This is a genomic window from Caballeronia arvi (assembly GCF_001544695.2).
GTDB lineage: Bacteria > Pseudomonadota > Gammaproteobacteria > Burkholderiales > Burkholderiaceae > Caballeronia > Caballeronia arvi.
In genome coordinates, this window is the sequence record NZ_FCOM02000018.1 from 73,313 (window position 1) to 96,786 (window position 23,474).

The 23,474-nt window shown below is 63.7% G+C and carries 22 protein-coding genes and 1 tRNA gene; 6 read left to right on the forward strand and 17 right to left on the reverse strand.

All coding sequences use genetic code 11. The annotated features are described in order from the left end of the window. Nucleotides 1–6: 6 nt before the first annotated feature. On the reverse strand, nt 7–519 hold the full coding sequence (locus tag AWB74_RS20795) for an AmiS/UreI family transporter (protein ID WP_061148681.1): 513 nt from the start codon (nt 517–519) through the stop codon (nt 7–9). Between the two features lie 137 nt (nt 520–656). Continuing rightward, complete coding sequence (locus tag AWB74_RS20800; protein ID WP_061148618.1) at nt 657–1,805, reverse strand: helix-turn-helix transcriptional regulator; 1,149 nt, start codon at nt 1,803–1,805, stop codon at nt 657–659. 209 nt (nt 1,806–2,014) lie between these two features. Between AWB74_RS20800 and AWB74_RS20805 the strand changes: the two genes are divergently transcribed. Both AWB74_RS20805 and AWB74_RS46445 read left to right on the forward strand, forming a co-directional pair. Continuing rightward, entirely contained in the window at nt 2,015–4,756 is a 2,742-nt protein-coding gene (locus AWB74_RS20805; RefSeq protein ID WP_061148619.1) for an ATP-binding protein, read from the forward strand. Next, a complete protein-coding gene (locus tag AWB74_RS46445) occupies nt 4,753–6,033 on the forward strand; it encodes an EAL domain-containing protein (RefSeq protein WP_061148620.1) in 1,281 nt (426 codons plus the stop codon). Before AWB74_RS20805 ends, AWB74_RS46445 begins: the two co-directional genes overlap by 4 nt. A 1-nt stretch (nt 6,034) precedes the next feature. Here the strand turns inward: AWB74_RS46445 and AWB74_RS20815 are convergent, their stop codons facing one another. From AWB74_RS20815 to AWB74_RS20825, 3 genes are all read right to left on the reverse strand, one after another. Beyond that, on the reverse strand, nt 6,035–6,766 hold the full coding sequence (locus AWB74_RS20815; protein WP_061148621.1) for an oxygen-binding di-iron domain-containing protein: 732 nt from the start codon (nt 6,764–6,766) through the stop codon (nt 6,035–6,037). Between the two features lie 18 nt (nt 6,767–6,784). Continuing rightward, a complete protein-coding gene (locus tag AWB74_RS20820) occupies nt 6,785–7,537 on the reverse strand; it encodes an SDR family oxidoreductase (RefSeq protein WP_061148622.1) in 753 nt (250 codons plus the stop codon). Between the two features lie 251 nt (nt 7,538–7,788). Then, complete coding sequence (locus AWB74_RS20825; protein WP_061148623.1) at nt 7,789–8,700, reverse strand: CHAD domain-containing protein; 912 nt, start codon at nt 8,698–8,700, stop codon at nt 7,789–7,791. A 246-nt stretch (nt 8,701–8,946) separates the two neighbouring features. Here AWB74_RS20825 and AWB74_RS20830 point away from each other — a divergent pair, with 246 nt between their 5' ends. Further along, nucleotides 8,947–9,315, forward strand: a complete 369-nt coding sequence (locus tag AWB74_RS20830) for an NUDIX hydrolase (RefSeq protein WP_061148624.1) — start codon at nt 8,947–8,949, stop codon at nt 9,313–9,315. 3 nt (nt 9,316–9,318) lie between these two features. Here the strand turns inward: AWB74_RS20830 and AWB74_RS20835 are convergent, their stop codons facing one another. Genes AWB74_RS20835 through AWB74_RS20870 form a run of 8 tightly spaced genes read right to left on the reverse strand, consistent with a single transcriptional unit; the run spans nt 9,319 to nt 16,641 of the window. Then, the gene (locus AWB74_RS20835) at nt 9,319–10,233 is read right to left on the reverse strand and encodes a LysR family transcriptional regulator (RefSeq protein WP_061148625.1); all 915 of its coding nucleotides are present in this window, start codon (nt 10,231–10,233) and stop codon (nt 9,319–9,321) included. Nucleotides 10,234–10,242: 9 nt separating this feature from the next. Continuing rightward, the gene (gene fdxA / locus AWB74_RS20840) at nt 10,243–10,578 is read right to left on the reverse strand and encodes a ferredoxin (protein ID WP_061148626.1); all 336 of its coding nucleotides are present in this window, start codon (nt 10,576–10,578) and stop codon (nt 10,243–10,245) included. Then, a complete protein-coding gene (locus AWB74_RS20845) occupies nt 10,578–11,351 on the reverse strand; it encodes an enoyl-CoA hydratase-related protein (RefSeq protein WP_061148627.1) in 774 nt (257 codons plus the stop codon). The genes fdxA and AWB74_RS20845 overlap by 1 nt, the downstream gene beginning before the upstream one ends. Continuing rightward, complete coding sequence (locus AWB74_RS20850; RefSeq protein WP_200822006.1) at nt 11,348–12,517, reverse strand: CaiB/BaiF CoA transferase family protein; 1,170 nt, start codon at nt 12,515–12,517, stop codon at nt 11,348–11,350. The genes AWB74_RS20845 and AWB74_RS20850 overlap by 4 nt, the downstream gene beginning before the upstream one ends. Continuing rightward, nucleotides 12,514–13,899 carry an FAD-dependent oxidoreductase gene (locus tag AWB74_RS20855; protein ID WP_061148628.1) on the reverse strand — a complete coding sequence of 462 codons (1,386 nt, stop codon included), beginning with the start codon at nt 13,897–13,899 and terminating at the stop codon, nt 12,514–12,516. The genes AWB74_RS20850 and AWB74_RS20855 overlap by 4 nt, the downstream gene beginning before the upstream one ends. Nucleotides 13,900–13,936: 37 nt before the next feature. Next, nucleotides 13,937–14,776 (reverse strand): ABC transporter permease, encoded by an 840-nt coding sequence (locus AWB74_RS20860; RefSeq protein ID WP_061148629.1) that lies wholly within the window; start codon nt 14,774–14,776, stop codon nt 13,937–13,939. After that, on the reverse strand, nt 14,776–15,609 hold the full coding sequence (locus AWB74_RS20865) for an ABC transporter ATP-binding protein (protein WP_061148630.1): 834 nt from the start codon (nt 15,607–15,609) through the stop codon (nt 14,776–14,778). The genes AWB74_RS20860 and AWB74_RS20865 overlap by 1 nt, the downstream gene beginning before the upstream one ends. A gap of 3 nt (nt 15,610–15,612) precedes the next feature. Then, nucleotides 15,613–16,641 carry an ABC transporter substrate-binding protein gene (locus tag AWB74_RS20870; protein ID WP_061148631.1) on the reverse strand — a complete coding sequence of 343 codons (1,029 nt, stop codon included), beginning with the start codon at nt 16,639–16,641 and terminating at the stop codon, nt 15,613–15,615. A 431-nt stretch (nt 16,642–17,072) separates the two neighbouring features. On the opposite strand from AWB74_RS20870, the gene AWB74_RS20875 reads away from it, so the two are divergent. The 3 genes from AWB74_RS20875 to AWB74_RS20885 all read left to right on the forward strand — a co-directional run bounded on the left by AWB74_RS20875 (nt 17,073) and on the right by AWB74_RS20885 (nt 20,714). Further along, entirely contained in the window at nt 17,073–18,200 is a 1,128-nt protein-coding gene (locus tag AWB74_RS20875) for a porin (RefSeq protein WP_061148632.1), read from the forward strand. Nucleotides 18,201–18,320: 120 nt separating this feature from the next. Further along, a complete protein-coding gene (locus AWB74_RS20880) occupies nt 18,321–19,727 on the forward strand; it encodes a sugar porter family MFS transporter (protein ID WP_061148633.1) in 1,407 nt (468 codons plus the stop codon). Nucleotides 19,728–19,838: 111 nt separating this feature from the next. Then, nucleotides 19,839–20,714 (forward strand): PTS sugar transporter subunit IIA, encoded by an 876-nt coding sequence (locus tag AWB74_RS20885; RefSeq protein WP_235024639.1) that lies wholly within the window; start codon nt 19,839–19,841, stop codon nt 20,712–20,714. A gap of 25 nt (nt 20,715–20,739) precedes the next feature. Here AWB74_RS20885 and AWB74_RS20890 read toward each other — a convergent pair whose 3' ends face one another. The 4 genes from AWB74_RS20890 to AWB74_RS20905 all read right to left on the reverse strand — a co-directional run bounded on the left by AWB74_RS20890 (nt 20,740) and on the right by AWB74_RS20905 (nt 23,458). Then, on the reverse strand, nt 20,740–21,072 hold the full coding sequence (locus AWB74_RS20890; RefSeq protein WP_061148634.1) for a cupin domain-containing protein: 333 nt from the start codon (nt 21,070–21,072) through the stop codon (nt 20,740–20,742). Between the two features lie 79 nt (nt 21,073–21,151). Beyond that, nucleotides 21,152–22,474, reverse strand: coding sequence for an MFS transporter (locus AWB74_RS20895; RefSeq protein ID WP_235024640.1), 1,323 nt, complete (start codon nt 22,472–22,474; stop codon nt 21,152–21,154). 160 nt (nt 22,475–22,634) lie between these two features. After that, a tRNA-Sec gene (locus tag AWB74_RS20900) sits at nt 22,635–22,730 on the reverse strand. 74 nt (nt 22,731–22,804) lie between these two features. Next, nucleotides 22,805–23,458, reverse strand: coding sequence for a DedA family protein (locus AWB74_RS20905; protein ID WP_061148636.1), 654 nt, complete (start codon nt 23,456–23,458; stop codon nt 22,805–22,807). Nucleotides 23,459–23,474 lie beyond the last annotated feature (16 nt).

Here is a 23,474-nt window from a genome sequence, read left to right on the forward strand (position 1 = left end):
TTCGATTCAGCTCAGCGTGCCGTTGAGCAAGAGGTAGCCGGGAAGCCAGCCGGTGACGATGCCCGCGATGACCGTGACCGCGCCCGTCAGCTTCACAATGGGGCGCTGCAGCGCGAGGAGCACGAAGAACAGCAGCCACAGGAACGCCCAGCCGAACCAGCACAGCGCGAACCATAAGGACCATGCGGAGTTCGCATGCGCGATCGAATCGATGCCGACGGGAATGATCGTGATCGCGACGAACAGGCTGAACCAGCCGAGCCCGCGGCCATCGGCGCCGTTATAGCGATTGATTGCTACCCAGAAGTACGTGAACGTGAAGAGCAAAGTGAGCGCGGCCGCCTTGATCGATGCAGCGTCCGCATCGGAGCCGAACGCGAGCTTCAGCGATGCGAGCAACGTGATCCCGCCCGCGAAGACATTGATGACCCATATCTCGCGATCACCGATCCTGCCCAGCAACCAGAGCCCGTTCAGAAACAGTACGGCGCCGACATAGAGCAAGCACAAACCCAGCATGGTGATCTCCTCATCGCGTTCGACGATTGGGACACGACTCATGATAGGGATGCACGGCAACGCGCGAATCCCCCAGCGCGAGGATTTTGATTCGCCCGACTGGGGTAGTCGGTCTCACCCAAATGGGTGAGGTTCGACTAGAGAGAAACGCAGATACGCCCGTGCAGATGCACGAGTTCCATCTGGCTATGGGTATCGGTCTTCTGGAAGATCTGCTTGAGATGACTGCGCGCGGTGTTCTCGGAGACGTGCAGTTCGCGTGCCGCGCTCGCGATGGAATGCCCCGTCACGATCAGCGAGCTCATGCGCGCCTGCGCCGGGCTGAGGCCGAATTGCCGCACGAATGCGCAATCGGCGTGATCGTCGTCAGAAGGCGCGTTGAGCGCCGTGACGATGGCGAGGCGGCGCGTCTCGCCGAGTTCCGCGCTGAACACGGAGCCCGCCGCGCGTATCGATATCACGCTCGGCTGCGATTGCCCCGGCGCCGAAAGCGAAAGCACCAGCGCGGCCTGTTCATCGGCATCGACGGATGCGTGCGTCGCGCGTGTGATGGCGTCCTGCAACACGCGATCGTCCGTGCTCGCGGCCGCGACGATGCGCCCGTCCTCGATGCGCAGGCCCGCCACGGATTCACACGCCCCTTGTGCGCCATCGCCGCCGAACACCATGCGCGCGTTCGAATCGACGAGCATCGCCGCGCGCGCATGCGTGTTCACGATGCGTCTGAGCGCGCGATTCATGTCGTCGGTTTCGCGCAGGCGCCAGCGCAGATCGAGCGCGAGCGTGAGATGCGGCAGCAGCGCGGCGAACGCGCTTCTTTCGCGCGGGCCGAAGCGAGGCTCGTCGGGACCGCGATGCAGGTCGAGGTAATAGACGAGCGTGTTGCGCCGCGCAATCACGCCGCACAGGCGGTGATAGAGACCATGCGGCAGCAACAGGCCGCGATAGAAGTCGGTCTTGACGAGCTCGCGATTGCTGAGCAGTTCATCGCCCGCCATCACGCGGCCTTCGCGATAGGCATCGCTCGAAAGAAACCACGGATTGCGCGATGCGTAATCGGAAAGCGCGGCGCACAGGCGCGGATCGCGCGGCGCGGAATAGAGCGCGAGGCCTTGACGCGTGGAAAAGCTATGACGCGCGAGCGCGGCCCAGCGCACGCGAAAGCGCTCGCGGATTTGCGCGAGCACACTGCACCAGGCGTCGTCGGAATCGCCCGCTGCATGAACGCGATAAACAAGGTCGTCGCTGGCGACAGGTGCCACGGCGCTCGCAAAAAGCGGCGTCATGTCTGCTCCAAGGCGAAAGATGAGGCGTCGGGAAAGATGTACAACGAAGTTCGTTTGCCAGTGTTCGCAGATGCGCACGCACGGTCAATCGGCACAAACCCGCTCCACATTGCGATCGAAGCATTCGCATCAATATTGCGGCGATGCAGCTTTCAGCTAATAATCGGATCGTCCTGTTCAATGGCTTGCGGACCCGGTGGCCGACCGTCATGCGAATCAAACGCGACTATCAATCCTGGGTGGCCAACGAAACACTCGAAGATTACGCGTTGCGTTACGCAGCCAGTTCTTATCGGCGCTGGTCGCCTTTCACGCTCGCCAATACCGCCATCGGCGGCATCTCTTTTCTTGCGCTCGAAGCCATCGGCGCGAGCATCACGCTGAGCTTCGGTTTTCATAACGCGTTTCCTGCGATTCTCGTCGTGTGCGCGCTGATCTTTCTCGTGAGCGTGCCGATCGCGTATTACTCGAGCGTTGCCAATGTCGATATCGATCTGCTCACGCGCGGCGCGGGCTTCGGCTATGTCGGATCGACGATCACGTCGCTGATCTATGCATCGTTCACGTTCATCTTCTTCGCGCTCGAAGCCGCGATACTCGCGCAGGCTCTGGAACTCGCGGCGGGCATCAATATCGTCATCGGTTATCTGCTGTCGTCGCTGCTGATCATTCCGCTCGTGTTCTTCGGCGTCACGCTGATCAACAAGCTGCAGAGATGGACGCAACCGCTGTGGGTGATTCTGCTCGTCGCGCCGTTCATTTTCATTCTTTGGCAGGACCCGGACGTGCTGCGGCGATGGGCCGCGTTTCCCGGTCTCGGCGCCACCGCCGAAGCGAGAGGCGGCAACATCGACGTGCTCTTGTTCGGCGCGGCCGCGGGTGTGCTGTTTTCGCTGATGGGACAGATCGGCGAGCAGGTCGATTATCTGCGCTTCCTGCCGGACCGCACCGCGCGCAACCGCTTGTCATGGTGGACCGCGATGCTCGCAGCCGGTCCCGGATGGATCGTCGTGGGCGGCCTCAAGCTCCTTGCGGGCAGTCTGCTCGCCGTGCTCGCGCTGCAGGATGGCGTGCCCGCCGTCGATGCCGTCGTGCCCGTGCACATGTACGTCACCGCTTACCGGCACGTGTTCGACAGTCCCGCGCTGGCGCTCGCGGTCGCGACCGTGTTCGTCGTGATCTCGCAGGTGAAGATCAACGTGACCAATGCGTATGCGGGCTCGCTCGCGTGGTCCAACGTGTTCGCGCGGCTCACGCACTATCATCCGGGGCGCGTCGTATGGCTCGTGTTCAACGTGATGATCGCGCTTCTGCTCACCTTGCTCGGCATCTTCAAGACGCTCGAAACCGTGCTGTCGGTGTATTCGAATCTCGTCATCGCGTGGCTCGGCGCGCTGGTCGCGGACCTCGTCGTATTGAAGCCGCTCGGGGTCAGCCCGCGGCGCATCGAGTTCAAGCGCGCGCATCTGTATCAGGTGAATCCCGTCGGTTGCGGCGCGATGCTGATTGCATCCGTCGTATCGACGTGCGCGTTCGCCGGATTGTTCGGCGATGTCGCGCGCGCCTATTCCGCGTTCATCGCGCTCTTTCTCGCGTTCGTCAGCGCGATCGCGATCGCCTATGCGACGGGCGGGCGCTATTACATCGCGCGCGCCGACGTGCAACATGCCGATGTACCGCGCACGCAGCTCGTGCGCTGCTGCATCTGCGAGCGCGACTACGAAGCCGCGGACATGGCGTGGTGCCCGTTCAATCAAGGCTCGATCTGCTCGCTGTGCTGCGGTCTCGACAATCATTGCCGCGATCGCTGCAAGATGCCGGTTGCATCGACCGCCGACGAGTTCGCGGAGCCGCCCGGGCCCAGCACGCTCGCGCCGCACTTCGGGCGGCGCATCGGCCGCTTCTTCGGCTTGTTCATCATCGCGTCGACGGCGACGGGCGCGGTGTTCCTGCTGTCGTATCGGCTGATCGAGATCGCCGACGTGATGGCGCGCGCGCAGATCGGCGACGTGCTGCTGCACACGTATGCGGCCACCTTGCCGCTGCTCGCGTTCGGCGCATGGTGGATCGTGCTCTCGCAGGAAAGCCGCGAGCTCACGCAGGCGGACCTGCTCCAGTCGCTGCATAACCTCGAAACGACCCGCAAGGAGCTCGTCGAATCGGAACGCATGGCGTCGCTCGGCGGACTCGTCGCGGGTGTCGCGCACGAGATCAACACGCCGGTGGGGATCGTCGTGAGCGCGGCATCGTATCTGCGCGACCGGACCGAATCCATCAGCGAGAGTCTGAAGCGTCAGGATCTCACCGAAGATGCGCTCGGCAGCTATCTGCGCGATGCAGGCCAATCGACGCGGCTCATGCTGTCCAACGCCGATCGCGCCGCGCGTCTCGTGCAGAGCTTCAAGCAGGTCGCCGTCGATCAGGTCAGCGAAGCGCGCCGCCAGTTCGATCTCGGCGAATATATCCGCGAGACCGTGCTGAGCGTCGAGCCGAAGCTGCGCGGCACGCGCGTGGCGCTGCGTATCGACTGTCCGCCCGGCATTCTGATGGATTCGTTTCCCGGACCGCTCGCACAAGTGCTGACCAACCTGATCCTCAACTCGCTCGTGCATGCGTTCGCGCCGGGCGAGGTCGGGCATATCGTGATCTCGGCGCGGCGCTCGGGCGATACACACGTCGTGCTCGAACATGAAGACGACGGCTGCGGCATTCCCGACGAACTGCATGAGCGCATCTTCGAGCCCTTCTTCACGACGCGGCGCGGCTCGGGCGGCAGCGGCCTCGGCCTGCATCTCGCCTATGCGCTCGTCACGCGCGCGCTCGACGGCACGCTCGCGGTCCGCAACGGCGCGCACGCCGGCAGCGTGTTCGTGCTCACGTTGCCGCGCGTCGCGCGCGCACACGAGGGCGCGATCCATGTCATACCGGGCGCACAGGGAGAACGACAATGACCGCGCCTTCATGGTTGCGCAGCGAAGCGGCGCGCGCCGAGCCATCGGGCACGCTCACGGGACCGCAGGCCCCGCCGTGGCACGTGCTGCTCGTCGACGACGCGCCCGAGATACACGAAGTCACCCGCCTCGTGCTCGCCGATGCCGCGTACTCGGGCAGGCCCGTCGAGCTTTCGAGCGCGCTTTCCGCCGCCGAAGCGCGCGCATATCTGGCCGCGCATTCGGGCACCGCGCTGATCCTGCTCGATGTCGTGATGGAAGCCGACGATGCCGGTCTCGAACTCGTGCGCCATATCCGCGACACGCTCGACGATCACGACGTGCAGATCATCCTGCGCACCGGGCAGCCCGGCATGGCGCCCGAGCGCGACGTCATCACGCGCTACGAGATCAACGGGTACTTCCTGAAGACCGAGCTGACCGCGCAAAAGCTGACGTCGGTCGTGGTGACGGGCTTGCGCACCTACGAGACGATCATGGCATTGCGCCGCGCTCAGACGCTTGCCATCGCGCCCGCGATCGACGACACCGATGCGCCGATCGATCGCGAACGTGAGCGCGCGTTGCGCACGGATCTCGAAGCGGCGCTTCGTGCGGACACGTGGATCGTGCATGCGTTGCCGCAGATCGATCTCGCATCGAATGCGCTCAGGGGTATCGAAATGCAGCCCGTGTGGGCGACGAAAGAAGGCGCGCTGTCGCCCGAACGGATCGCCGCGCTCACGGACGATGCCGCATTGCTGCTGGCGCTCGACAAGGCGATGCTGCACCGCGCCTGCATGCTCGCGCGCGAGTGCCACGACAGCGGCGAAGCGCCCGCGCCACGCATTTCGATGCCGCTCATGTCGAAGCATCTCGGCGACGAACCATTGATCGCGATGGTGCAGGCAGCGCTCGCCGAAGCGAACCTTCACGGCGACGCGCTCGATCTGCAGTTCAGCGGCGCCCTGCTCGACGCGCGACGCGAGGCCGCGCGCGCATTGCAGGCGCTGGGCGTATCGATCACGCTCGCGGACTTCGGTCTCGAACGCATCTCGCTTCCCGATCTTCAGGCACTGCGGCCGAATCGCATCAAGATTCACTCGAAGTTCGTCAGCGACGTCGCGCATCAGCACGAGCGCGCGGTCGTCGCACGCGCGATCGTCGCGCTCGCGCATACGCTCGGCGTCAGTGCGATCGCCGATGGCGTCGCGGACAGCGAAGACCTGCAGTTCTTCCGCTGGGAAGGCTGCGATCTCGGGCAAGGCGATGCGCTCGCGATTGCGCGGCGCGTGTGATTCATTGATGCACGCTCTGCGCCAGTGCGCGCAGGAGTGCCGCGCCGTCGCCGCTCCACGCGCTGCCGTGCATGCAGGCGAGCGTCGTCGGTTCGAGTGCGGCGAGGCGCTCGAACATCGCGTCGGCGTTTCGCGTATGCGAGAAGTAATCCATGCTAAGTCGGAACGATTCGCTCGGGCCCAGAATGTCGGAGGTGGTGAGCGGCGGCAACGTCGCGCCGCCCTGCGTAAAGAGATCGCCGCATAGCAGCGTGCTCGTGCGCTCTTCCATCAAAAAGCCGCATTCCCACGCGTGCGGAAGATGCGGCGTGTCGAACCATCGCACGGTGTGACGGCCGAGGCTCATGGCTTGCTCGTCGGCCAGCGCGACGGGCGCGCGATCCGCCAGATCGGTGATGGACACCATCGCCGCGATCGTGCCGCAGAGCGGCGCGGCATCCGGCGCGATGGCGAGCCACTCGTTGAGCGAACCGCATTCGTCCGCTTCGACATGCGAGAACGCGAGGTAGCGCAGCGTTGCCGGGTCCATGACGCTCGCGACCGCTTCACGCACCAGCGCGAACATCTTGCGCGGCCCGGTGTGGAACAGGAGCGGCGCGTCGTCGACGATCAGGTATTGATTGAATGAAAAGCCGCCCGCGTCGCCGGGCAGCATGACGGGCGTATTGATGCGATACACGCCATCGGCGATTTCCGCGACGTTCGTGCCGGACTGCGAGTTCGTGGTGATCATGGGCGTGTTCCGGTGGAGTCATGCCTTGCGCGAAAGCCGGAACCATTCGTCGAATCCGATGCGGCCGAGACGCGCGTCGCCGAGCGGCACGAGCGACTTTTCTTCGACGATACCGCCGAAGTAACGCGCCTGCGGATCGCGCACGACTTCGCGCTTGTCGCCGGCCGCCTTCAGATAGCGTGCGACGATTTCATCGAAAGGCGCGCGCTCCGGCCCCGCGATTTCGACGATGCCGTTATGCGGTTCTTCGAGCGCGATGCCAGCGACGAACGCGGCGACATCGTCGGCCGCGATGGGCTGGAACAGGCCCGGCGAAACCCGCACGGTGTTCCCTTGCGCGGCGGAATCCGCGATGCCGCCGAGGAATTCAAGGAACTGCGTCGAACGGATGATCGTGAACGGAATGCCGGACGCCTCGATCAGTTTTTCCTGCGCGACCTTGGCGCGGAAATAGCCGTTTTCGGGCGTGCGGTCGGTGCCGACGATCGACAGTGCGACATGATGCCGGACGCCCGCCTCCGCCTCGGCCGCGTGTAGGTTCCGGCCCGACGTTTCGAAGAACCGCAGCACGGCTTCGTCTTCGAATGACGGCGAATTGGCGAGGTCGATCACGACCTGCGCGCCGGCGAGACATTCCTTGAGTCCTTCGCCGGTGAGCGTGTTGACGCCGCTTTTCGGCGACGCAGCGATGACGTCATGCCCGGACTGACGCAGAATGGCCGCAGTCTTCGAACCGATCAGCCCGGTACCGCCGATGATAACGATCTTCATGATTGACCCTCCGTCGTCGATGGTTGAATGCACATCATCAAAACATAGACGTTCCACGGGAAAATGGAAAATCGAGTTGAAAGACGGCGGTAATTGGGGAGTCAACTACTGAAGCGATGCGATAAACACGAGGCGATTCAACCTGGCGATCGAATCCGGGAGACGATCACGACGACAATTATTCAAATCGATTTCTACAGCGCATTAGGCGACATCTACAAGATGGTCGACACGTGGGGGCCGACGTCCCCTCAAATAGCAATAGCCCGGACCCGCCGCGACGCCGCGCGCATACGTCTGCATTTCTGCTCCTCCAGCCATTGCAGCGATGCCTGCACGACTTCAGGCGGAACCGCGTTGAACGATGCACTGCGGATCAGGGTTTCGCTCGCGGCAATGTCGTTGAATTGCCCCAGCTTGTTCTGCACGGACGTCAGGTCCTTGATGGTGCGGCCGTGACCGCCTTTGATCACCGGCTGAAAGAACTCCAGCAGATATCGGAGTTTCTTGCCCGCCTTGCGGACATCGTGAAGATGTTCTTCGTGCGCCGTTTCATTGCGTGCTGCGCGCCTGCTGCGCTTTTGAAGCGCGCGCTGCGCGAGCCGGACTCTCTTTTCGGCGAACGCGCGAATGGGCAGATCGTTGCAACGCGAGTGCAGCGTGGATTGCGCGCGAAGCAGGACATCGTTCAGAAATGCCTCGACATCATCGCTCTTGATCATCGTCTGGCTATGCACCACCGCTTGTGCGCGCTTTTCGCGCGCAGCGTCCACGAGCAGTTCGATCGAGGCACCCGATTCCTGCGCGGCTTTCAGCAGATCGCCCGCAATGTCCCAGTCACGCGTTCCGCCTGCCACCGCAGCAAGACGCTTGAATTCCTCGATGGCTTGCGCCGTCGCTTCTTCTCCGAGGTAAGGGGAATACGCCCAATACAAGGCACGAAGCTTTCGGAATGCCACACGGAGTTGATGAAAACCCTCGGCATCGCTCGTACTGGATAGCTCTCTCGCTCTTTGCACTGCCTCGCTGACGACCGGCGTCGCCAGTGCCGAGAAAGTACTCGCGATGGAACTCGTTTTTGAAAGTGATGAACCAGCCGGCCGCCGGTCGATCTTGAAGAGTGTGGTTGGTCGCGGCAAGCGCCAGTCACCATCCATATCCATGTGGGCCTCTGGTCGGACGAGAAATGAGTTTTGCCCAGACCATAACATATTGGTCATCGTCCGCCCGTTCTATATGACGCTTTGATGAAACGCTTTCGGAGTGTGGCGCGTATGCCGCTTTTGATTTGCGACATCACCGCGCCACGGCTCTTCTGTATTAGCATATCCGGCTAATCAAGCACTGCCCGATACGCTGGCGCTCCGAGCGCGCCTCGAGAATACCTAGAACATAAGTGGGAGATCGGTTTGAAAAAACGCGCCACCGTGATCTGTCGCCGAGGCAAGCGAATTCTTCTGGTCGCACGCAGTCAGTCGAAATGGGCCTTGCCGGGCGGAATACTCAAGCGCGGAGAACAACTCACGGCCGCCGCGCTCCGGGAACTCAAGGAAGAAACGCGGCTCGCCGGAAAGTCGGCAAAATACCTGTTCGATTTCCGTGGCAAGCAAAAACATCATCACGTATTTGCCTGCGACATCCCTGATCGCGCCAAAGCTCGCCCGAGCAACGAGATAGCCAAGTGCCGCTGGGTTCATCTCGACGACATTGCCCGCCTCATGACCAGCGGGCCGACGACGGATATCGTGAAGCTCGTGAATCAGCGGCGCAGGAAATAGCCGTCAAAACTCCCGCAACGTCAGCTCGACGTGTTTCAGCCTGCGCACCATGCGCTCGACGAATTCGCCCGTCACGTGCGGCAGTGCGCGCTGATTGGGAATGATGATGCCGACCGTCAGTTCGTTGACGTTCTCGTCGTCGATGGGGCGCCACATCACATCGCCGCGCGAGAGTTCATCGAGAAACGCGAGCTTCGAAAAGAACGAAATGCCGCGCCCGGAAGCGATGAGCCGCTTGAGCAGCGTCGTCGAATTGCACGTGACGCTCGGCGCCAGCGATTCCCAGAAAGCCGGAAAGTCGTTGCTCGTCACGCCCTGTATCGGCGAGCGGCCTTCGAGGCGCAGGAACGCATGATGCCGGCATTCGTCGAACGTGATGCGCTCCTTCTTCGCGAGCGGATGCGACGACGCCATCACGACGCCCGGCGGCAAGGGCACTTCGGTCACGACATCGAGCCCGGCGGGCAGCTTCGTAATGTAGGTGATGCCTACATCGTATTCGCCGCTCAGCACGCGCATCGGAACGTCGTGCGGCGGCACGGCCGCGATCGAATACGTGACCGCCGGATACGCATCCGAAAACTCTTCGACCGTCGCCGGCAGAAAATCGACGAACAGCGAATCCATCGCCACCACGGATACGTGTCCCTTGCGCTCGCCCTTCAGTTCGTCGAGCTCGCTGCGCATCAGGTGGAAGTCGTTCAGCGTGCCGCGAATGTGCTGCAAGACGCGCTCGCCCGCCGCGTTGAGGCGAATGCCGCTGGGCAGGCGGTCGAAGAGTTCGGTGCCCATCTCCGATTCGAGCTTGAGTATCTGCCGGTTCACCGCGCTCGATGCGACATAGAGGTTCTGCGCGGCCTTGCGGATCGATCCGCACCGCGCGACCTCGACGAAATACCTCAATACGTTCGCGTGCATCTCCTGCCCTCAGTTCGGCACCCGCGCCGGCCATGACATGACCACGGGATGATCGAAGGCTACCTTGCCGACGTCCGATGCGCCACCCGGCGAACCTAGCGCGCTCACGTCCGCATCGAAGAACGCGCGATTCACCGCCGCAAACTCCGCTTCGGCTTGCGGCAGTTCCTCTTCGTGATAGATGGCCTCGGTCGGGCACACCGACACGCACACGCCGCAGTTGATGCATTCCTCCGGATGGATATACAGCGTGCGCCCGCCTTCGTAAATGCAATCGACCGGACAGCACTGCACGCAGGCGCCGTCCTTCACGTCGATGCAAGGCGATCCGATCACATAAGCCATCAGCGTCCCCTCCATTGCGGCTTGCGCTTCTCCTGAAACGCGCGCACGCCTTCATGCGCGTCGTCGGATTGCAGCGCGCTCACGAGCGCGGGCAGCCTCAACGCCTGCGCCTCGCTTGCCGAAAGCGTCGACGTGCGCCGCACGACCTGCTTGATCGCCTGCACCGAGAGCGGCGCACAGGCGAGCACACCGTCGACCCAGCGCTCGACCGCAGCGTCCAGTTCGGCGCGCGGCACGACTTCGTTGACGAGGCCCATCGCGAGCGCATCGCGTGCGGAGATGCGGCGGCCGGTCATCAGCATCGCCATGGCCTGTCGATACGGAATCTGCCGCTGCAGCAGCGTCATGCCGCCGTCGAGCGGCATGCGTCCGACGAGCGCCTCGGGCAAGCCGAAGCTCGCTTCCTCGCACGCGATGACGAGATCGCAGCCGAGCACCATCTCGAAGCCGCCGCCGAGCGCATAGCCGTTCACGCGGGCGATCACCGGCACGTTCAGCGTCTCGCGCAGCGCGATGCCGCCGAAGCCGCCGGGACGCGGCGCGGCCCAGTATTCGAGGCCGCTCATCGACGGGTTCTTCAGGTCCGCGCCGACGCAGAACGCGCGCTCGCCCTCGCCCGTCAGCACGACGACGCGCACGTCGCGGTTATGTTCGAGCTCGGCCCAGATGCGCTGCAACTCGCTTTCCGTTTGCAGGTCGACGGCGTTGAGCGCCTCGGGTCGCGCGAGCGTGACGGTGGCGACGTGTCGATCGATGACGAGGCGCACGCTCATACGGCCTCCGTCGTCGTGACGCCGAGAATTTCGACCGTATGTTGTCCGAGCCGCGGCGGCGCGCGGCGCAGCGTGACGGGCGCATTCGACAATTCGATCGGACTGCCTATCAAACGTACCGTCTGCCCTTCGCCATCGCCTGCCATGATGAGTCCGTTATGCAGCGTCTGCGGATCGACGAGCGCCTCGCGCAGATCGCGCACCGGCGCACACAGCAAGTCCTGTTCTTCGAGCCGCGCGAGCCAGAACTCGCGGCTGTCGCTCGCGAAGCGCTCGCGAAGGACGCGCTGCAATTCGGCCTTGTGCGCGAACTGCTGGTTCAGGTTGCAAAAGCGCGGATCGATGGACATGTCTTCGATCTGCAAGGCCGCGCAGATATCGCGCAGCGGATTCGCCTTGAATGCGCCGACCAGCACGAGCGGCCCGGTCGTCGTATCGAAGACGCCCGAGAGCGGCATCGCGGCCCAGTTCACTTCGGAGTCGGCCATCATGATCATCGCGGCTTCCTGCATCTGCATCGCGAGCATCGAGTTATAGAGCGACACGTTGACCTTTTGCCCCTCGCCCGTGCGTTCGCGATGCAGGAGCGCGAGCAGGATGCCCTGCACCATGTGCATGCCCGCCGAGTAATCCGCGAGCGCGGTCGGATAGACCGAGATGGGCAGCGATTCATCCGCGCGGCGCGCCATCACGCCGCTCATCGCCTGGGCGAGCACATCCTGACCGCCTTTGTGCGCATACGGACCGGTCTCGCCAAAGCCCGTGCCGACCGCATAGATGATGCGCGGATTCAGCGCGCGGCAGTCTTCGTAGCCAATGCCGAGCCGGTCCATGACGCCCGCGCGAAAATTGTTGACGACGACATCCGCGTCCGCGATCAGCGCCTTCAACGCTTCCATCTGCGATGCATCGCGCAGATCGAGCGCGACGCTGCGCTTGTTGCGATTCAGGCTGCAGAAGATCGGGTTATCGGCTCCCGCCACCGGCTCGAACGTCGAGCGGCTCAGATCGCCCGCGCCATGCCGCTCGACCTTGACGACATCCGCGCCGTAGTCGGCGAGCATCTGCGTGCAGACAGGGCCCATCATCACTTGCGTGAGATCGATCACGCGCACGCCAGTCAGTGGAAGCTCGTGTTTCTTCATCTTGTTCTCCGTGTTGCTCATGCTGCTTCTCTCGTTTGCACATGCATCGCGAGCGGCGGAATGTCTGCGTTGCGTCCGCTTTGATCGCCCGGGTCCGCGCCCTGCGCGCGCAGCGTTTTCTGCAGCGCGGGCACGTCGACGTCGCGCACACTCACGCCCGCGCTCAGCGCGAGCGCCGCCGCGACGCCTGCCGCCTCGCCCATCGCCATGCACGGCGGGATTTCGCGCGACATCTTCTGTGCCTGCGACGTCGCCGAATAATGGCGGCCCGCGACGAGCAGGTTGTCGATCTCCTTCGGCAGCAGCACGCGATACGGCATGTAGTAATCGCGGCCGCGCGCAATGCTGTCGGTAAAGCGCGTGCGTTGCGCGAGGTCTTCCTTCGTCATGACGTATTCGCCTTGCAGAAGGCGCGTCTGACGCACGCCGGTCTGCGGCGCGACATCGATCACGTAGCAGTTCTCGAAGCCCGGCAGCTTGTCGCGCGCGAACTCGACGACCGCATGAATGTGCTTGCGTCCCTGCATCTCGGCGCGCGTCAGGTCTTCGGGCTTGAGGCCGTCGAGACCGGCCATGTGCGGGCAGTTGCACCACACGACGCCCGGCAGCGGCGTCTTCAGCCACCAGTAGCCCCACGAGCCGCCGAGAATCCGCTTGATCTGACGATCGAGCGCGGCGAAGGCTTCCGGTTCTTCCGCTTCGAAGCGTTCGGCCGCTTCCGTATCGACGCCGCCGAGACGAAACACCGTCGTCGTGATGTAGCTGCCGCCGACATGCGGCACGCCCGCCGATGCGGCAACATCGAGATCGCCGGTTGCGTCGATGACGACATCGGCGAGAATCGCTTCGCGCCCGTTCTTGGTTTCGCAGATCACGCCCTTGACCTTGCCGTCCTCGACGAGCGTGCGCGAGAACCACGAATGCAGCCGCAGCTCGATGCCGAGCGACTCGACCATTTCGAGCGCGACGCGCTTCATCGCATCGGGATCGAAGGCCGCCGCGAAGCAGACCGGATGCGGGTTTTTCTGGCTATGAAAATCGAACGTGCCCCAGCGTCCCCAGCGGCGGTACGCAGCCGGATCGTCGCCCCATTCGTCCGCGCGCGGGAAGGTCGCCATCTTGCGCGCCGCCATGCGTTCGATGAAGGTCATGCACGTGCCGCGCACCGATATCTCTTGCAGATGGTTGTCCCACATGTCGTCGAGCACGAGCACCATGCCGCCCGATGCAAGACCGCCGAGATGGTTGTAGCGTTCGAGCAGGATCACCTGCGCACCGTTGCGCGCCGCCGCGAGCGCCGCCGACAACCCCGCCGGCCCGCCGCCGACCACGACGACATTGGCCTGCGCCGCCACGCGCACATCGCGTGCGGGTTCCTGAATCCAGTCGCTGATCATGTTCATTTCGTCTCCTGTGACGTTGGTTCGTGTCGTGTCGCGTTCAGCGGGCGCCTTCCGGCTGCCATTTGATGAGCCAGCGCTCCAGCGCCGCGATCACGAGAAAAAAGAAGCCCGAGAGCACGGCGCTCATGATGATCGCCGTATAGAGCAGCGCCGAATCGAAGGCATAGGTCGCCTGAATGATCATTGCGCCGATGCCTTCCGTCGCACCGATCCACTCGCCCACGACCGCGCCGATCACCGACATCGACGCCGCGATGCGCAAGGCCGAGAACAGATATGGCAGCGATGCATAGAGCCGCAGCTTGAAGAAGATCTCGCGCTTGCTGGCGGAGAGGACGTGCATCAGTTCCATCGCTTGCGGATTGACCGCTTCGAGACCGCGCACCATGTTCACGAGCGTCGGGAAGAAGCAGACGATCGCGGCGATGGTGATCTTCGGCTCCAGCCCGTTGCCCATGATGAGCACGAGAATCGGCGCCTTCGCGACGACCGGAATCGAGTTGATCATCACCGCGACCGGATAGAAGATGTCCTGCAGTGTCTTGTTGTGCACGAAGATCGTCGCGAGCACGATGGCCCCGAGATTGCCGAGCAAAAAGCCGAGCGATGCCTCGATGGCGGTCGGCACGAGGTTCTGCAGCAGCACGTCGCTCTTCGCGAACAGCGTTTCGAAGACGAGTGCCGGCGACGGCGCGATGAACGGCTTCACATGAAAGCCCGCGACCACTGCCCACCACGCGAAGATGAGGCTCGCGACGCCGAGCGCCGGCAACATGCGCGCACGCCACATCTGCTGACGACGGCGCGCGCGCCACGCCAGCGATTCCGCGTCCGGCAGGCTCGCCGGCACGTTCAGGTTCATTTCGGACGTAGCCATCAGCAGGTCTCCAGTACACGACGCAGATGCGCAGTGAGTTCGACGAATTCGCGCGTCTCGCGAATATCGAGCGTGCGGTCTTCGGGCAACTCGACCGGCACGATCTCTTTCACGCGTCCCGGATTCGCGGCGAGCATGAGCACGCGCTGGCCGAGGAACGCGGCTTCATAGATGCTGTGCGTGACGAAGAGCGTCGTGAGGCCGAGCTCCTTCCACACGCGGCGCAGTTCCTCGTTGAGTCGGTCGCGCGTGATTTCATCGAGCGCACCGAAGGGCTCGTCCATCAGCAATACTTTCGGGTCGCAGACGAGCGCGCGTGCAATCGCCACGCGCTGACGCATGCCGCCCGACATCTCGTGCGGATAGGCGTCCTCGCGTCCCTTGAGTCCGACGAGTTCGAGCAGCTCGCGCGGCGTCGCGCGGCCGGCGCGCGCCTTGCCTTGCGCGACTTCCAGCGGCAGAGCGACGTTCTGGAGCGCGGTGCGCCACGGCAGGAGCGCCGCGTCCTGAAACACGAAGCCGATATCCCGCCGTTCACGCGCGGCCTGCGGCGCCGAACCGAGCACGTTGATGCTGCCGCGGCTCGGCTTCACGAGATCCGCGACGACGCGCAGAAACGTCGACTTGCCGCAACCGGACGGTCCGAGCAGCGTGAGGAATTCGCCTTGCGCGATATCGAGGCTCAGCCCTTCGATCGCAGTGACGCTGCGGCGGTCGGTGAAAAAGCGCACGTTGATATCGCGGGCGCTGATCGCGCAATCGATGCCCTGCGGCAGCGCGAAGTGCGAACTCGCCCGCTCCGCGCGCGGCGGATTCAGAGTGGCAGCATGCATGGGTTACACCTTCAGGCGAGAGGAATGGGTGGCCTTGAGCACGTCGAGCGTCATGACGTCATCGACTTTCGGTTGCGCCGCGCGGAACTGGCCGAGCTGGCCGTACATTGCGATCTGCTCTTCCCAGACGCTCGCGTCCATCGCGCCCCAGCCTTGCGTCTGCGTGGTCTTGTCGAATGCGTAGGTCATCAGCGAATCGATCGCGACGCGTTCATCCGCGCGATTCAGGTTCGGATACGCCTTCACGAGCATGTCGACGGCCTGATCGCGATTCTGATTCGCGAACATCCAGCCGCGCGCGGTCGCGCGCAAAAAGCCCTGGACCGTTTCCGGATGCTCCTTCAGCATCGACGTCGTCGCGTAATACGGCAGCGCGTAGAGGCGCACGCCGGTATCCCACAGGCGCAGGTCGACGCGGTCCGCGCCGAGCGGCTTGAGCGCCGTCGTGTTGGTCTGCCAGCCGGTCACGGCATCGACCTGGCCCGAGACGAGCGGCATCATGTCCGCGCCGATCGGCACGATCTTCACCTGATTCTCGGGAATCTTGTGCTTCGCGAGCAGCGCGCGCAGCAGCACCATGCCCGTCGACTGAATGCCGATGCGCTTGCCGATCATGTCCTGCGGCGAGCGGATCGGCGCCTTCTTCAGCGAGAAGAACGTATACGGATGCTGCTGCAGCCCGACCGCGATGCACTTGATGGGCAGCCCTTCCGATACCGCCAGCATGATCGACGGGCTCGACGAGATTTCGCCCGCCTGGAAGCGTCCCGACGCGACGATCGCGACGCCGTCGATGTTCGGGCCGCCCGGCTGGATGCGAAAGTCGATGCCCTCCTTCTCGTAGTAGCCGAGCTGTTTCGCGACCACCTCGCCGACCTGATTGCCGCCCGGCACCCAGCCGAGCTGCATGTTCACGGTCGCGAGTCCGCCCGCGACCGCCCGCACCGACAGCAGCCCGCCGCCTGCCGCCAGCGCGCCGGCGCTGAGGGTGCGCAGCACGCGCCGCCGTCCCGCGTTTTCGATGATTGCCATCTTCGTCTCCGATGTTTTTCCGCGATGAGAATGCTGTCCGGCGTTTTTTTGGCTGATGGGTGATGCCGGTTGACCCCATTGTCGGCAGCCAAAAGCGTCCCCGCATAGCATCGTTTTTTGCGTGGAGTGATGCCGAAATTAGAGCGGGCGGGTATACCCGTGAGATGAAGCCCTTCGAAAAGGCGAGCGCGCCGCGTGCGGCTGCTGTGGACATGCGCGCTAAAAATTCGCTCGCTGGTGGCCAAATTCGGTGCTATCCAGCGTGTTTTTTGTTCCGCAAGAATGCATCGCAGCCGGGGCGTTTCGGTGTCGTCGATACATCGGACATCGGGTGAGACGCTGTCGGACGCCGGCAGCGGAAGCCATTCACATCGATTCGGCATCCTTAGTTATCGCCGTGTCTGCGTTCAAACTCAAATCACAGGAACACCATGAAACGACGTTTGCTGGTCATCGCTGCAAGCGCGCTGTGCATCCAGAGCGCGTTCGCTCAGAGCACCGTGACGCTCTATGGACTGGTTTCGACGGGCATCGTCTATGCGAACAATCAACGCGGCGCGGACAAGCAGGGGCACTCGACGTGGCAATTCGCGAGCGGCCCGATGCAGACGCCGCGCTGGGGCATCAAGGGCGCCGAAGATCTCGGCGGCGGCGTGAAGGCCATCTTCACGCTGGAGAACGGCTACAACATCGGCAACGGCACGCTGTCGCAAGGCGGGCGCGAGTTCGGGCGGCAGGCGTTCGTCGGGTTGTCGTCGAATACGCTCGGCACGATCACGTTCGGGCGTCAGTACGACGAGGCGGTCACGCTCTGCATGTTCGAATCGGCGTGCCAGTTCGCGGCGTACGGTACGCATATCGGCGACAACGACAACGTCTTCGATACCTTCCGCATCAACAACGCGGTCCAGTACAAGACGATCGACTACGGCGGCTTTCAGGCGGAAGCGCTGTACGGTTTCTCGAACAAGGCAGGCGGCTTCTCCGACAACAACGCATACAGCGCGGCGATGCAATACCGCAGAGGCCCGCTGTCGCTCGGGGCGGCGTTCCTGCTCGTGAACGAGCCGAACGATCCGAACAATACGAACGGCGCGGTGGTCGGCGATTACGGATTCACGTCGCCATTCGTCACCAATCCCGCGACGGGTTCGGGCGTGCGCCGGCAAATGATGTACGGCGCGGGCGGTGCGTATGCGATCGGCGCGGCGAACGTGTCGTTCCTGTACACGAATGCGCGCTTCGACTATCTCGATCAGTCGAGACTGACGTTGCAGAACTTCGAAGTCTCGCTCACGGACTACGTGCTTCCCGATCTGCTGCTCGGCGCCGCGTATATGTATACGACGGGCCAGTATCATCCGCAGGATTCGTCGCCCGCATGGCATCAGGTGAACGCCGGGCTGAACTATTTCCTCAGCAAGCGGACGGACCTTTTCCTTGTCGGCATCTATCAGCACGCCGCGAAGGACGCGCCGTACGCACAGATTTACACGCTGTCGCCATCGACGACGAAAACACAAGTCTCCGCCGTCGCCGGATTGCGGCATCGCTGGTAGCCCTGCGACGCGCTCATCCAGCGCTAATTCTTATCCTCGATCATGGACGCAGTGGGACGGTTGAGCTATAACACCCGGCCGCCAATGATTGGTATGAGAAAACCCCTGGAGACATCTCAAATGAGCGCTACCGCTGACAGCAGTGTCCTCACACACGCGAAATCCCGACGCTTCGGACTGTTCGTGTGCTTCATGGCAGCGCTCGCCGGGCTGCTTTTCGGCCTCGACATCGGCGTGATTTCAGGGGCGCTGCCCTTCATCGCGAAGCATTTCGTTCTGAGCGACCGCTCGCAGGAATGGATCGTCAGCTCGATGATGGTCGGCGCGGCGATCGGCGCGCTCGGCGCGGGCGCGCTGTCGTGGCGTCTCGGACGACGCTCCGCGCTCGCGCTGGCGGCGGTGCTGTTCATCGTCGGATCGCTGTGGTCCGGATTCGCGGGCAGCCCGGAACAGCTGATCGGCGCACGCCTGCTGCTCGGCCTTGCGGTCGGCATGGCGTCTTTCACGGCGCCGCTTTACCTCTCGGAAGTCGCGCCACGACAGGTTCGCGGGGCCATGATCTCCACGTATCAGTTGATGATCACCGTCGGCATTCTGGCGGCGTTCCTGTCGAACATCGGGCTTTCGTATGTGGCCGACTGGCGCTGGATGCTGGGCGTCATCGCGATTCCCGCCGCGTTCTTTCTCGCGGGCGTTCTCGCCCTTCCGGACAGCCCGCGCTGGCTGCTTCAGCGAAACCGCGCTGCCGAAGCGCGCGCCGTGCTGCAACGCCTCTATAACAATCCCGCCGATGTTCAGGCCGAACTCGATCAGGTCAACGAGGACAGCACGCGGCCCCAGCGTGGATGGAGCCTGCTGCGGGGGAATTCGAACTTTCGCCGTTCGGTGCTGCTCGGCGTGGTGCTCCAGGTCTTTCAGCAACTCACCGGCATCAACGTCGTGATGTACTACGCGCCGCGCATCTTCGAACTGGCCGGTTTCGGGACGCACGAGCAGCAACTCTGGGCGACTGTTATCGTCGGCCTCGTCAACGTGATTGCAACCTTTGGCGCTATCGCCTTCGTCGATCGTTGGGGCCGCAAGCCGATTCTCTATGCGGGCTGCGCGGTCATGGCGTTCGGTATGTGCTCGCTCGGCTTTCTCCTGCATGCCGGCGTCGCGGGTCTCACGGCACAGGTTCTGGCCGTCGCGTCACTGCTGCTTTTCATCGCCGGCTTCGCGATGTCCGCCGGCCCGCTCGTCTGGATTCTCTGCTCGGAGATCCAGCCTCAACAGGGACGCGACTTCGGCATCGCCGTGTCTACGCTGGTCAACTGGGTCGCCAACATGGCGGTCGCGGCCACGTTCCTCAGCTTGCTCTCCACGGTCGGCGAAGCGAATACCTTCGTGCTGTATGCGATCCTCAACGTCGTCTTCGCGATCGTCGTGTTCTTCTATGTGCCCGAGACGCGCGGTGTCTCACTCGAAAAGCTGGGTCGCGACCTGATGGCGGGCAAGCGACTGCGCGATCTGGGCAAAGGAAACTAGGGACGCTTCCAGCATCATCGCCACGTCAGCCGCGCAAATTTGCGCGGCTTTTTCGCTGGCTGCACTATCCTCAATGATGGCTTTCGCACGCTATTCGAAGGGGATGACATCGTGCACACGCTAGCGGACCTGATGAACCTGCTCGGGCTGTCCAGGGCTGTGCCGCATCGGAATCCGATGCCCGGAGGAAGCCGGCATGTCATGGTGCACGTAACCATCGATGCACAGCATGCGACGCCCTTGCGAAGATCGCTCGTGCGCGACTGCGCGGGCGAGCCGTGGACGATGCGCGTGACGCCGCTTCGCGACGCTCATCGGGTCCGGCTCACACTGATTCTGCCGAAGACGGCCATCGGCGGCGCCATTCAGCGCCTTGCGGATCTCGCGCCTTCGGCTCAGGTCAGCAGCCCGCTCGAAGTTCCTGACGCGCCATCCGATGCCTGGCGCAATCTGATGGACCGCAGCGTCCATCGCGGCGGCGACACGCACGAGCATCACGCGGACGTCGCATCGCCCCAGGGCACGCTCGCCAGTCTTTTGAGCGCGGATCACGTGCTGCTCGGCGCCGATGCCGCGAATCGCGATGCGCTCTTCGATCTGATCGGCGGCTTCATCGAACGACGTTATGGCATATCGGCACAAGCCGTCTCATCGTCTCTCGCATCGCGCGAGGCGCTCGGTTCGACGGCGCTGGGCGAAGGCGTGGCCGTTCCGCATGGACGGCTGGACGAAGCCCACGAGCCGATGGCGCTTTACATTCGCCCGACTTCGCCGATCTCGTTCTCCGCGCCCGATGGCAAGCCGGTCAGCGATGTGATCGCGCTCTTCGTGCCCGAGCGCGTGACGATGACGCATCTGCATCTGCTCGGTGAGATCGCCGAACATTTCTGCGATCAGCGCTTTCGCGACCTGCTTCACGAATGCAGCGACGCCGATGCCGTATGCCGTCTGTTTGTGCGGTCGTCCGCGAATCATCTTGCGCGCTGATCGTCGATCGATGAATCAGCGCGATTCAACGCTCGTGATAGATCGCGAGCCAGACGGTCGGCTCGTCGGCATGTGTCCACGCGACGCGATGCCGGCAGTGCGGTTCGATCAGCACGTAGTCGCCGGGACGCATATCGTGTCGCATCGAGCCTTCCTCGAATTCGAGCACGGCCGCACCCGACAGCAGCGCGACCCACTCCGCGCGCGAGTCGTCGTACCAGAACCCTTCGGGGCTCGCGTGTCCCATCGACACGATCCGCTCCACGTTCAGGCGCTGCCCCGTGACGAGCATGTCGATCCGCTCATCCACGCCGCGCTTCGCTTCGATGCTGAACAGGTTGCCTGTCTGTAATTGCATGGCTCGACCTCACGTGTTTCGAAACGGGCAGATCTCTGATGACCTCTGACACATCGTCCGCGGTCCAACGGCACGATGCTTAGCTTGCCTCCGTACTCGCCACCGGCGAGCGCGCGGACAGTCGGAGCGCGTGTCTTGCACTGAGCGCCAGCAACACGCACGACAGCGCGTTGAACAGGAACAGCCCGCTCGGACCGATCAGCGTCATCAGCGCCGAAGCCAATGCCGGGCCGGTCATGCCCCCGAGCGAAAACAGGACCAGCAGCATCGTCGATACCGCGACGCGCAGGTGCGACTCCGTCCGGTCCTGCACGTGCGACACGATGAGTCCGTACTGCGTGAACGTCACCGCGACATAAGCCAGCGTCGCGCACCATGTGACGATGCGAAAATCGAAGCAGAACAACACGATGCTCAGCACCGCCGAGACGGACGCTGTCCAGAGAACGAGACGCCGACGATCGATGCTGTCGGACAGGCGGCCCATCGGGAACTGCGGCAATAGCGCGCCAATGAGCGCGACGCCCATGAAGGTCGCGATTTCATGCGTCGAGAAGCCGGAACGCTGGAGATAAACCGGCATCAGTGCATAGAAGTTGCTGTAGATGAAGCCCGCAAGAATGCAGCCCGGCACGCCGAGCGGGGCCAGGGCCAGCATCTCCCGAAAGCTCTCTCCCCACGAGCGCGCGGGTACGCGGTCGAGGTTGGCGTCGCTAACCTTCACCGGCCAGCCTTCCATCAGCGTGACCGGCAGGACTGCCGCGGCGAAGAGCGCGGCGGCAATCGAGAACTGCTGCGCTCCGGAACCCGCCCCGACATTCAGCAGAAACTGGCCGCCGCCCACCGCGAGATAGTTGATGGCCGCGTACAGGCCGAAAACCTGGCCGCGCTTTTCGTTCTCGACCGTGCCGTTGAGCCAGCTTTCCACGGACGTGTACAGCGCCATGAATGCGATGCCCGTCAGCAGGCGCACGAAACCCAGCAGCCACGGCGACTGCACCGCGCCGAACGCGAGCGCGAGAATCGACGCGGCCGCCGAGAACGCGACGAAAGTCCGGTGCTGACCGATGCGATCGATGAGCTGCCGATTGACGACCGCGCCCAATATGAAGCCCGCGTAATAGCTCGACTGCATCAGACCGGTGAGAAACGTCGGATAACCCGATTCGATGATACGAAGCGGAATCAGCGTCTGAAACAATCCGTTGCCCGCGACGAGCAACGCAAGACCGAGGAGCAGCCCGGCCAGCGCACGCATCGTGCCCGGCGCGCCGGCGCGCGCTTCGTGGCCCGGATTGGCCGCGGCCGAATCGGGCCACGGCGGCGTTTTGCGCCCGAGGAGCGCCGCTTCGTTCAGCGGCCCGGTGCGTCCGACTGCCGACGGGTCGTGCTCGCCGTGCATTTCGGTCCCACGGGCCTCGCTTTCTCGCGCACGACCGTTTGTGTTTGCGCTCGTACTCGATTTCTCGTCTTCGAGATGTGACATGGCACCTTTGGGTTGACTATGGCCGCCCCATGATGACAGATGCCGCGGGTACCGCGTTCGAGTCTCTGAAAACTCATGGCGGAAGGCAGCCGGAGTCGAACCGACCAGAGAGTGTCTGACACCCCCTACCGGGTTTGAAGCCCGGCCGCACCACCGGATACGGATGCCTTCCTTCGCGACACGCGGTCACGCGCGCTCATGCCCGTTTGGGAAAGCGACCGGGCGTCCGATTATAACGACGCATCTTCATCCGCCGCCATCGCGCGGGCCGGGACCGGATGGACCCGACGGCCCCGGACGCGCACGCGGCTCCCGCCGCCGCATCAGCCGATAACAGCAATACAGCAAGGCCACCGCCGCGAGCAGATCGACGACCGTCGCGCCGTGCGATTCGAGCGCCAGCACCGCGAGATGCAGTTGCCGCTCGAAGAGCGCGCCGCCGAGCGTCCAGAACGACGCCCACGCGACGATGCCCGCCGTATCCCAGAAGAAAAATGCGAGCGCGGCGATCTGCGTCGTGCCCATCAGCGGCGGCGTGACAAGGCCAAGCCCCGGCACGAACTTCGACAACGCGACGATCGGCGCGCCGTGCCGCTCGAACAGGTCGCCCGCCGTGCGCATGCCGGTATCGACGGCATACGATCTGCGCGACAGCGCCGCGACGAGCCGCCGCCCGTAGACGCGCCCCGCCGCGAACCACACGCTGTCGCCGAGCAGCGCGCCGCACAGCGCCGCGAGCAACACGTGCGCAAAGGACAATCGTCCGGTCGCCACGACCGATCCGGCGAACACGAGCAACGGCGCGGACGGCACGGGCACGCCCAGCCGCGTCAACAGCACGTTCGCGAACACGGCCGCGCCGCCCCACTGCACGATCGCCGACGGCGGAATCTGGATCAAACGGCACCTCTCGATC